Raw genomic sequence first — 10,475 nt, forward strand, 5'->3', positions numbered from 1 at the left:
CAGGCGACCGAAGTGGCAATTGCTACGAACGTCCTGAACCGCATGCTTGACCTTGGACGTCCGGAGTGGGCCCGACTTGCCTGGGTCGCGTCCCTGGACGTGGTGTAGGCCCTGACTGCCTTTGAGGTGGCGGTCACCGCGGTGGTTCTCGGTAGGGTTGGGTTGCTGAGACCTGCAATCCTGACCTGGAGCCGACCGCGATGACCGACGACAAGACTGCTCTTCGGGAGCTTCTGGAGAAAGGCTCTGATGCGAGCTTTCTCCGCGAGATGATCGGCTTTGCCGCCCAGAGGCTGATGGAGCTGGAGGTGGGCGAGGTGACGGGAGCCGCCCCAGGCGAGCACTCCCCGGACCGGCTGGTGCAGCGGAATGGCTACCGGGACCGCGACTGGCAGACCCGGGCGGGCACGGTCGAGCTCCGGATCCCCAAGCTTCGGAAAGGGAGCTACTTCCCAGCCTTCCTCGAGCCCCGTCGGACCGCTGAAAAGGCGCTGACCGCGGTGATCCAGGAGGCCTACGTCCACGGCATCTCCACCCGCTCCGTCGACGACCTGGTCCGGGCCATGGGGCTGGAGGGCGTCAGCAAGAGCCAGGTGTCCCGGCTCTGTGCCGAGATCGACGATCGGGTGCGCGACTTCCTGACCCGCCCCATCGAGGGTGACTGGCCCTATCTCTGGCTGGACGCCACCTACGTGAAGGTCAGGGAGGCGGGCCGGATCGTCTTGGTTGCCGTTACCATCGCGGTGGGCGTCAATGCGGATGGGCGCCGCGAGGTGCTCGGCATGGCGGTGGGGGCGTCCGAGGCAGAACCCTTCTGGCTCGACTTCCTCCGCAGTCTTGCCCGCCGGGGTCTGGCCGGGGTCAAGCTGGTGATCTCAGACGCCCACGAGGGCTTGAAGGCCGCCGTGACGAAGGTCCTTCGGGCGACATGGCAACGCTGCCGCGTCCACTTCGCCCGCAACGCGCTGGCCCATGCAGGCAAGTCGCAGCGCCGTATTGTCTCGGCCTGGATCGGCACCGCTTACGCGGAGCCGGACGCGGAGGGTGCGAAGCAGCAATGGAGGATGGTAGCCGACCAACTCCGCCCGAAGGTCCCAAAGCTTGCAACTCTGATGGACACCGCTGAGGAAGACGTCCTCGCCTACATGAACTTCCCCGCCGCCCACAGGGCGAAGCTGCACTCAACAAATCCCATCGAGCGCCTGAACGGCGAGATCAAGCGGCGCACCGACGTCGTCGGCATCTTTCCCAACGAGGCTGCCGTCGTGCGGCTGATGGGCGCCATCCTGCTCGAGCAGTCCGATGAGTGGGCCACTCAGCGCTCCCGCTACATGACCCTGGAAGCCATCAGCGCCGTCAGCGATACTGCCAGCGTCAGGCTCTCCGCCGTGCCAGCCTGATCCGGCAGTTCAGCCCGCCGGGAACCATCGCTCCTACACCACGCGATGGGACACGACCCTTGCCTGACCCGAGCTACCCGTAAGGCTCACCGCGCCCAAGCCGCTAGTCCGTGCAACAAGGTCAGGGCGTGCCCAACCTGGCCGGCCGCCTGGAGATTTGGCCCTCCTGAGGCCGTGCAGCTGTGCACTTTACAAGCCTGCGGCACGACCCTGCTGGCATGCGGCTTGCTTGTTACCTTGTATGCAAGATCCGCCTAGCGATCCGAACGATATGACGTTTCCTGGTGCGCCAGGAACCGACCAGCGTATCACGGATGCCGTGCGAGCCAGCCAGCTGCAGCTAGGCAGCTGGCTGGCTGAGCAACTCGCAAAGCTGTTCGCCGTCTCGCGTATCGTAGTTCCGGAAGCGCTGATCCGTTTGGCGGTAAGGCGCATCGCAGGGGTCAGTGCCCGCCGCAGCTGGTTTGTGGCGGAACCATCGCCGGCCGAGGCGCGCGAGACCCTGGAAGCCAGATGCACGCTAGAATGCGGCATGCTGGCGATCGGCACACCGCCCGGTCCTGCCGGCACGGCCCGCCTGCGCGACCACCTGCGCCAGGGGCAGCGCCTGCTGACGACGCGCAACGGCGTGGAGCGCAGCTTCCAGCTCGGCAACTTTCATGTGCATCTCGCCGAGGTCTTAGGCAACCGGACAGCGGCAGAAATGCTGCGTGACCTGACGGCCCGCACCACGCTTGCCGCAGCGCTCTACCAACCACCGCGCGAAGCCACTGCGTCCGCTCAGGAACACGTGCAGTTTCTCAATGCACTGGCCGTCGCTGAAATGCAGCGCGCCGCCACGGTCATACGCGACCATCTGCGCCATGTCACCGTCATGCTGCACCCAGCCGGGGTGTCGGACCCGCTGGCCGCGCTGTGTCGCGCCCTTGCTCCCTCTGGTCCTGGCACGACGACGCGCCGGGGGCGCCAGATGTTTCTCACCCTGTAGGAATAGACCGCATGCACCGCCGCAGCCTCCTGGCCAGCGCCCTGGCCGCGCCTTTCGTGCCCAAGTTCGCAGCCGCGCAGACGGCAGCGCCCAGCCGCCGAGAAACCCTGCTGCTGGTGCAGGAATACGGCCCCAACAGCTTGGACATGCAGGGTATCGGCTCAGCCCAACCGGTCAACGGCGTTTCTGTCAATTGCTATGACCGGCTGCTGCGCTTCAGGCCGGTGCCGCTACCAGGCGGCGACGGTAGCACCTTTAAAATCGACCAGCTGGAAGGCGATCTGGCTGAAAGCTGGCAGGTGGCGAGCGATGGCATGAGCGCCACCTTCCGCCTGCGAGAGGCAAAGTTCCATAGCGGTCGTGCGGTGAGCGCGAAGGACGTGAAGTGGTCGCTCGACCGCGCCGTCAGCATCGGTGGCTTCGCGACGACGCAGATGGCGGCCGGGTCGCTTGAGAAGGCCGAGCAGTTCGTCGCGGTCGACGACCGCACTTTCCGCATCGACTTCCTGCGGCGCGACAAGATGACGCTGCCGAACCTGGCCGTCACCATCCCCTTCGTGTTCGATAGCGAGTTGGCGCAGCGCAACGGCGGCGGCGACCCCTGGGCCAAGGAATGGCTGAAGAACAACGTCGCCGGCTCCGGAGCCTTCCGCGTGGAAAGCTGGAAGCCAGGCGTCGAGACCATCTATGTCCGCAACGACGACTGGGCCTCTGGCGCGCGGCCGACGCTGCGCCGGGTCATCACGCGCGACATCCCCTCTCCCAGCACGCGCCGCGCGCTGATCGAGCGCGGGGACGCCGACATCTCCTACGGACTGCCGCCGAAGGACTTCAAGGATCTGGCCGAGGCCGGCAAGGTTAAGGTGGTGGGCGTACCAGTGCCGAACGCGCTCTGGACCGTGGCGCTGAACGCCGCGACGGGTCCCTTTACCGACATGCGGCTGCGGCAGGCCGTGGCCTGGGCGATGCCGTATGAGAAGATCATGCAGGCCTCGCTGTTCGGCCGCGGCGTGCCCATGTGGGGCGAGACCGGCGAGGCCACCACCGCCTGGCCGCAGCCCTACCCCTATAACACCGACCCCGCCCGCGCCCGCGCGCTGGTGCAGCAGGCGGCACCGGGCGGCGTGACCACCACACTGATCTTTGATGCTGGCGCCGCCACCATCGCGGAGCCGATGGCCGTGCTGATCAAGGAGGCGCTGGCGCCAATCGGCATCACGGTCGAGTTGCAGAAGATCCCCGGCGCCAACTTCCGCGGCGAGCTGAACAAGAAGACCGCGCCGATGGCCATCAACCGCTTCGGCGGCTGGCTGGACTACCCGGACTACTACTTCTTCTGGAACTATCATGGCAACAACTCGATCTTCAACATCTCCTCCTACCAGAACCCGGAGATGGACAAGCTGATCGACGCCGCCCGTTTCACCGCCGACCCGGCGGACTACAAGCGGAATGTGGAAGCCTTCGTCAGCATGGCGATGCGTGAGGTGCCGGCCATCCCGCTGGCGCAGCCGCTGCACGACGTTGCGATGCAGAAGAACATCGGCGGCTACCAGTTCCTGCCAAGCCGCGAGCCTGACTTCCGCAGCCTGACCAAGGGCTGATCCGCTGACCTGCTGTTCCGGCTTGGAGAGATCACGGCCATGCGTACCGTCCTTCTGCGGCTGCTGGGCGCCCTGCCGGCGCTGGCCGGGGTCATCCTGGTGACCTTTCTGCTGACGCGGGTGCTGCCCGGGGATACCGCCAGCTACTTCGCCGGCCCCGCCGCCAGCGCTGAGAGCATCGCCCAGATCCGCGCGGAACTGGGGTTGGACCGGCCCCTGCCGGAGCAGTTCTTTCGCTACGTCGCGGCGCTCGCGCGCGGCGACCTCGGCATGTCGCTGACCACAGGCCAGCCGGTGCTGGCGGACCTGACCGCGCGGCTGCCCGCCAGCGTGGAGTTGACGCTGGCCGCGCTGCTGGTGGCCATGGGCATCGCCATCCCGCTCGGCATCCTGGCCGCCGTGAAGCAGGGCAGCTGGGCGGACCATCTCTGCCGCATCGTTGTCACCGCCGGCGTCAGCCTGCCCGTGTTCTTCACCGGACTGCTGCTGGTCTACGTGTTCTACTTCATCCTGGGCTGGTCGCCGGCGCCGCTGGGGAGGCTGGACGCCTTCGCGAGTGCGCCGCCCACCGTGACGGGCCTCTACCTGGTGGACAGCCTGCTGGCGTCGGACATCGAGACCTTTCGCGCCGCGGCGGCGCAGATGGCGCTGCCGGTCGCCACGCTGGGGCTGTTCGCCCTGGCGCCGATCGCCCGCATCAGCCGTGGCAGCATGCTGGCGGTGCTCTCCGCCGACTTCGTGCGCACCGCCCGCGCCAGCGGCCTTTCGCCGCGCCATGTCATCCTGACCTACGCCTTCCGCAACGCCATGCTGCCGGTGCTGACCACGCTCGGCATGGTGTTCTCCTTCCTGCTCGGCGCCAATGTGCTGGTGGAGAAGGTCTTCGCCTGGCCCGGCGTCGGCTCCTATGCGGTGGAAGCGCTGATCGCCTCGGACTTTGCGCCGGTGCAGGGCTTCGTGCTGACCATGGCGATCCTCTACGTGCTTCTGAACCTGGGGATCGACCTGCTCTACGGCCTGATCGACCCGCGCGCGAGGATGGGCGCGTGAGCGCGGCCCAGACCATCCCGGAAACCGCCCCGGGAGCCGCCCCCCGTCCGCGCGAGGCTGCCACGGCGTGGCGCCACGCCCGCCATGTCATCACCGGCAACCCGGTCACGGCGGTGGCCTTCGCGCTGTTCTTCCTGCTGCTGCTTTGCGCCGTGCTGGGCCCCTTCGCCGTGCCCTACAACCCGCTGGCCAGCGACACCGCCAACGCGCTGCAGGCTCCGTCCTGGGCGCACCCCTTCGGCACCGACCAGCTGGGGCGGGACATCCTCAGCCGCGTCGTCGTCGCCACGCGGCTGGACATGACGGTGGCCATCGCCTCGGTGGTGCTGGTCTTCGCACTGGGCGGGTTGGCGGGCGTCGCCGCGGGGTACTTCGGCGGCTGGACGGACCGCGTGGTCGGGCGCATCGCCGATACCATCATGGCCTTCCCGCTGTTCGTCCTGGCGATGGGGATCGTTGCGGCGCTCGGCAACACCGTCACCAACATCGTCATCGCCACAGCCATCGTGAACTTCCCGCTTTACGCCCGGCTGGCGCGGGCCGAGGCGCGGGTGCGGCGGGAAGCGGGCTTCGTGCAGGCGGCGCGGCTGACCGGCAACGGCGAGTGGCGCATCCTGCTGACGCAGATCCTGCCCAACATCCTGCCGATCATGGCGGTGCAGGTCTCGCTCACCATGGGCTACGCCATCCTCAACGCCGCCGGCCTGTCCTTCATCGGCCTGGGCGTGCGGCCGCCGACGCCGGAATGGGGTATCATGGTCGCGGAAGGCGCCAGCTTCATCGTCTCCGGCGAGTGGTGGGTGGCGCTCTTCCCCGGCCTCGCGCTGATGCTGGCTGTGTTCTGCTTCAACCTGCTGGGCGACGGGCTGCGCGACATCGTCGACCCGCAGCGGCGCGGCTGAGGGGGGCAAGGGCATGAGCATAACCGACACCACCCCCCGCGTGCCGCTGCTGGACCTGCGTGACCTGACCGTAGAGTTCGCCACCCGCGCCGGACCGGTGCAGGCGGTGCGCCGGGTCTCGCTGCAAATGATGAAGGGCGAGACAGTCGGCATCGTCGGTGAATCCGGCTCCGGCAAGTCCGTCACCTCCTATGCCGTGATGCGGATCCTCGACCGGGCGGGGCGCATCGCCGAAGGCAGCATCGTGTTCTCCGGCATGCCCCTGCAGGCGGCGCCGGAGACCGCGATGCGCGACCTGCGGGGGCGGGAGATCTCAATGATCTTCCAGAACCCGCGCGCGGCGCTGAACCCGATCCGCACCGTCGGCCGGCAGATCGAGGACGTGATGCTGCGCCACGGACAGGCGACGCGGCAGACCGCCCGGGCGCGGGCGGTCGAGATGCTGGAACAGGTGCGCATCGTCCGCGCCGCCGAGCGCTACCACGCCTATCCCTTCGAGCTGTCGGGCGGGATGTGCCAGCGCATCGTCATTGCCCTCGCGCTGGCCTGCCGGCCGCAGTTGCTGATCGCGGACGAGCCGACCACTGGCCTCGACGTCACCACCCAGAAGACGGTGATGGAACTGGTGACCGAGCTGACGCGGGTGCGCGGCATGTCGACGCTGCTGATCACCCACGACCTCGGCCTCGCCGCCGCCTACTGCGACCGGGTGGTGGTGATGCAGCGGGGCCAGGTGGTGGAGGATGCCGCCTCCGGCACCATCTTTCGCGCTCCCGCCCACCCCTATACCCGCCGCCTGCTGCGCGCCACGCCCCGCCCTGGCGCCGGGCTGCGGGACCTGCTGCCGGAGGGCGCGCCTGCTGGCGAGCCTGTCCAGGCGCCGCCCCCGGACGCGCCGCCGCTGCTGGAGGTGACCCGGCTGGTCAAAGCCTATCCCCGCCCCCTGACCGCGAGCTGGTGGAAGCGCGGCGCGGCCGAGCCGCCGGTCCGTGCGGTGGACGGCATCTCCTTTGCCATCCGGCGCGGCGAGAGCGTTGGTCTGGTGGGCGAATCCGGCTGCGGCAAGTCCACCACCTCCACCATGCTGATGCGGCTGATCGACAGGACCGAAGGCAGCATCCGCTTCGATGGGCAGGAGATCGGCGACATCCCGCCGCGTGCCTTCACCCGCTCGCCGCTGCGCGCCCGCATCCAGATGGTGTTCCAGGACCCGAGCGACAGCCTGAACCCGCGCTACACGGCGGAACGCGCCATTGCCGACCCCATCCTGCGCCTCGGTGGCCGCGCCGCGCGAGCCGGGCTGCGCGCGCGCTGCGAGGAGCTGGCGGGCCTGGTCGGCCTGCCGGTGGAGCTGCTGGGCCGGCTGCCGCACCAGCTCTCCGGCGGACAGAAGGCGCGCGTTGGCATCGCCCGCGCCATCGCGCTGAACCCGGACCTGGTGATCCTCGACGAGCCGACGGCGGCGCTCGACGTCTCCGTGCAGGCGGTGGTGCTGAACCTGCTACAGGACCTGAAGGCGCGGCTGGGGATGAGCTACCTCTTCGTCAGCCACGACCTGCACGTGGTGCGGCTGCTCTGCGACCGCGTCATTGTCATGCGGTCCGGGCGCATCGTTGAGCAGGGCCTGACCGCCGAGGTGATGCAGCACCCCCGCCACGATTACACGCGCGAACTGCTGGCCGCCGCGCCGGAACCGCCGTGACCAGCTTGGCCGCGCTGAACGCCGCCAGCGCCGGGGACTTCGCCACGGCGCTGGAGGGCATCTTCGAACGCGCGCCCTGGGTCGCGGCCGCGGCCGCCGGGGCGCGGCCCTTCGCCAGCTGGCAAGCGCTGCACGCCGCGTTGAATCGGGCGCTGGAAAGCGCTGACGAGGGCGCACGCCGAGCCTTCCTGAATGGCCATGAGCCACTGGTGGCAGGGCCGCTGCCGGCAAGCCTCACCGTCTCCTCCCGGCTGGAACAGGGCGACCTGCCGCTGGGCGCGCTGATCGATGCCGGGGCGTTGGCCGCGCTGAACGCCGCGTATCGCCAGCGCTTCGGATTTCCCTTCATCATCGCCCTGCGCCGCCGCACGGCCGCCGATGTCCTGCGGGAATTCCGCCGCCGGTTGGCGACGGATGCCGCGGCGGAGTGGCCGACCGTGCTGGCGGAGGTCGGGCACGTCACCCGCTTTCGCCTGCTGGCGTGCCTCGGGGAACCGGTGCCCGCCGGCAGCATAGTCGTCGAGCTGACACGGCCGGCACGCAAGGCATTCGGCCTGCATCTGCTGCGGGAAGGCGAGATCATCGCGCGGCATTGGGTGCCGGCTGGTACCGGCGGCCCACTGCGGCTCTGGCAGGAAGCCCCGCTGCGGCTCGGGGCCTATCAGCTGCTGGTGGAGGGCAGGCCGCATGCCTTCCGCCCCGAGCGGGCCGAAGGCGTCACGACCCTGCTGGTCAGGGATCCTGCATCAGGCTGACATGGGCGGCCACCACTTTCCAGCCATCGGGAAAGCGCACCCAGCTCTGGCTCTGCCGTCCGCGGCGGCCGTTGGCCAGCAGCACGTATTCCGTATTCGCCACGCCGAAGTCACGGCCGAAGGTGGTGATAACTGTGTTCTCCAGTCGGCGTGCCCGGCTCTGGTGCTGTGTTGGCGTCCGGCTGGCGCGGAAGGCGGCGATCTGCGCGTGGCCGTACAGGTTCTCGGCGACGCCGTAGCGCAGGGTACGCGCGTCCTCCCAGAAGCTGTCGTCCAGCACGGCCACGTCGTTCTCGTCCAGCCCACGGTCGTAGCGCTCGAAGGCGGCGCGCAGTCCGGCCAGCGCCTCGGGATTGTCGATCTCGTTCACGTCGGTCATCGGCTTGGTTCTCCGGTTCAGCTGCGGGCGCGTTCGATGGCCTCGGCGACGGCCACAAGCCTCGCATCCTGGCCATGCCAAGCGAGGATGGATAGCCCGCACGGCTTGCCGCCCGCAGTGCCCAGCGGCAGGCTCATCTGCGGCAACCCCGCGAAGCCGGCGAAGGAGGTCAGTTGGCTGATCCGTTCCGATAGCGCATCCAGTTCCTGCAGGGGCAGGCCCAGCGGCGGCGCGGTGAAGGGTGTTGTCGGCAGGCAGAGGATGGCACCGCCTTCCAGCAACTCGCGTGCCCGGGCCAACACCCTCTGGCGCAGGCTGGCGGCCACTGCAGCCTGGGCATCGGTGAAGCCGGAGGCGAGCGTCAGGTTGCGCGCCACGTTGAAGGCGAAGCAGGGGTTGGTGGCATCGATCCAGTCACGGAAGGTGCGCCAGCCTTCGTGCCGCTGCAGGATGTTGCGCTGCGCGCTCCAGACCGCCAGTTCGCCCGGCATACCCAGCGCGATGTTCCGCGGCGCGTGGCCGAGCACACGGCCGAGTAAATCGACCGGCCCGGCCAGCGCCTCCCGCACCTCAAGATCGGCCAGGGCGAAGGCGTCTTCAGCCACCAGCAGCGGCGCAGAAGCCAAGTCAGGAACCGGCTCCTCCAGCAGCACGGTGGCGGCGCGGGCGAAGGTCGTGGCATCGCGGGTGAACCAGCCGACGGTGTCAAAGCTCGGCGCCTGGGCGCAGACGCCGGCGAAGGGTATGCGCCCATGCGTCGTGCGCAGCCCGTATAGCCCGCACAAGCTGGCCGGCACCCGCACGGAGCCGCCGGTGTCGGTGCCCAGCGCGATGTCGCAATCCCCCGCCGCGACGGCGGAGGCCGAGCCGCTGGACGAGCCGCCCGGCAGGCAGCCCGGCGCCGCCGGGTTGGCCGGGGTACCGAAGAACTGGTTGAAGCCGAGGATACCGAGCGAGATCTCACAGGTTACCGTCTTGCCAACCAGTTCTGCCCCGGCATTGAGCAGCGTGCTGACGGCCCAGGCATGCGCCTGTGGCACGGGATGCGAGCGCTCCCAGTCCGGATTGCCTGCACCGGTCGGGGTGCCGGCAACGTCGAACAGGTCCTTCGCCGCGAAAGTGAGCTTGGTCAACGGACCGGATGCAGTGGCCGCTAGGCGATAGCGGGGGCCAGGAAGAAATGCGTCGCTCGTGATGTGCTTCATGCATCGAACCAAGCAAGACCTGGGCCGGCCAGCGCCACGCTCTACGCCCGATGCTTAAGAATGGCGGACCTCTGGCGGGGGCACTGTCACGTTGCTTGATGACCGGGCGAGTCTGAGCGCATGGCGGGGCTTGCGTGACCTCACACCGTCGTCCGGGCACACGTCTCCTGCTGCCAGATCCGGAACGCCTTGTCGCGCGAACGGCGATACTGATCGGCCGTCATCAGGTGCCGCCGTGGACGGAAGTGGCCATAGATCATCGCGTGCGCTGAGAGGAAGCGCTGTGCCTGCTCGGGTGACTTGAAGCGCTGCATCTGGCGTTCTCGACGTCGTGTCGGCCTGTGGGAATTCTCGGCACGATTGTTCAGGTAGCGGCTGGTCCGATGCCGCACAGCGGCAAGATTTCCCGCTGTGCGACGCCATAGCTGCGGAGCCCATCAGTCACGATGCGCCGCGGCTTGTACTCAAGGCCGGCCAGCAGGTGCTTGAA

General features: G+C 68.6%; 9 protein-coding genes and 1 pseudogene. 7 read left to right on the plus strand and 3 right to left on the minus strand.

The features are described 5' to 3' along the window. Nucleotides 1–200: 200 nt before the first annotated feature. The 7 genes from EBE87_RS26535 (at nt 201) to uraD (ending at nt 8,401) form a co-directional block, all read left to right on the plus strand. On the plus strand, nt 201–1,400 hold the full coding sequence (locus EBE87_RS26535) for an IS256 family transposase (protein WP_122140258.1): 1,200 nt from the start codon (nt 201–203) through the stop codon (nt 1,398–1,400). Between the two features lie 241 nt (nt 1,401–1,641). After that, nucleotides 1,642–2,388, plus strand: a complete 747-nt coding sequence (locus EBE87_RS26540; RefSeq protein WP_122140259.1) for a GntR family transcriptional regulator — start codon at nt 1,642–1,644, stop codon at nt 2,386–2,388. 11 nt (nt 2,389–2,399) lie between these two features. Next, nucleotides 2,400–3,992, plus strand: coding sequence for an ABC transporter substrate-binding protein (locus EBE87_RS26545; RefSeq protein WP_122140260.1), 1,593 nt, complete (start codon nt 2,400–2,402; stop codon nt 3,990–3,992). Nucleotides 3,993–4,031: 39 nt separating this feature from the next. Further along, on the plus strand, nt 4,032–5,042 hold the full coding sequence (locus tag EBE87_RS26550; protein ID WP_122140261.1) for an ABC transporter permease: 1,011 nt from the start codon (nt 4,032–4,034) through the stop codon (nt 5,040–5,042). Beyond that, nucleotides 5,039–5,944, plus strand: coding sequence for an ABC transporter permease (locus tag EBE87_RS26555; RefSeq protein ID WP_233560230.1), 906 nt, complete (start codon nt 5,039–5,041; stop codon nt 5,942–5,944). Before EBE87_RS26550 ends, EBE87_RS26555 begins: the two co-directional genes overlap by 4 nt. A gap of 13 nt (nt 5,945–5,957) precedes the next feature. Continuing rightward, the gene (locus EBE87_RS26560) at nt 5,958–7,646 is read left to right on the plus strand and encodes a dipeptide ABC transporter ATP-binding protein (RefSeq protein ID WP_122140262.1); all 1,689 of its coding nucleotides are present in this window, start codon (nt 5,958–5,960) and stop codon (nt 7,644–7,646) included. Then, nucleotides 7,643–8,401, plus strand: a complete 759-nt coding sequence (gene uraD / locus EBE87_RS26565; RefSeq protein ID WP_122140263.1) for a 2-oxo-4-hydroxy-4-carboxy-5-ureidoimidazoline decarboxylase — start codon at nt 7,643–7,645, stop codon at nt 8,399–8,401. Before EBE87_RS26560 ends, uraD begins: the two co-directional genes overlap by 4 nt. Here the strand turns inward: uraD and hpxZ are convergent. From hpxZ to EBE87_RS30075, 3 genes and pseudogenes are all read right to left on the minus strand, one after another. Then, nucleotides 8,379–8,780: an oxalurate catabolism protein HpxZ gene (gene hpxZ / locus EBE87_RS26570; RefSeq protein ID WP_122140264.1), complete on the minus strand. Its 402-nt coding sequence runs from the start codon at nt 8,778–8,780 to the stop codon at nt 8,379–8,381. The genes uraD and hpxZ overlap by 23 nt on opposite strands. A gap of 17 nt (nt 8,781–8,797) precedes the next feature. Continuing rightward, the gene (locus EBE87_RS26575) at nt 8,798–9,985 is read right to left on the minus strand and encodes an amidase (RefSeq protein WP_122140265.1); all 1,188 of its coding nucleotides are present in this window, start codon (nt 9,983–9,985) and stop codon (nt 8,798–8,800) included. A gap of 268 nt (nt 9,986–10,253) precedes the next feature. Then, a pseudogene (locus EBE87_RS30075) lies at nt 10,254–10,475 on the minus strand (DDE-type integrase/transposase/recombinase); the annotation flags it as partial.

This window comes from Teichococcus wenyumeiae, from assembly GCF_003696345.1.
In the GTDB taxonomy this organism is placed as follows: domain Bacteria; phylum Pseudomonadota; class Alphaproteobacteria; order Acetobacterales; family Acetobacteraceae; genus Pseudoroseomonas; species Pseudoroseomonas wenyumeiae.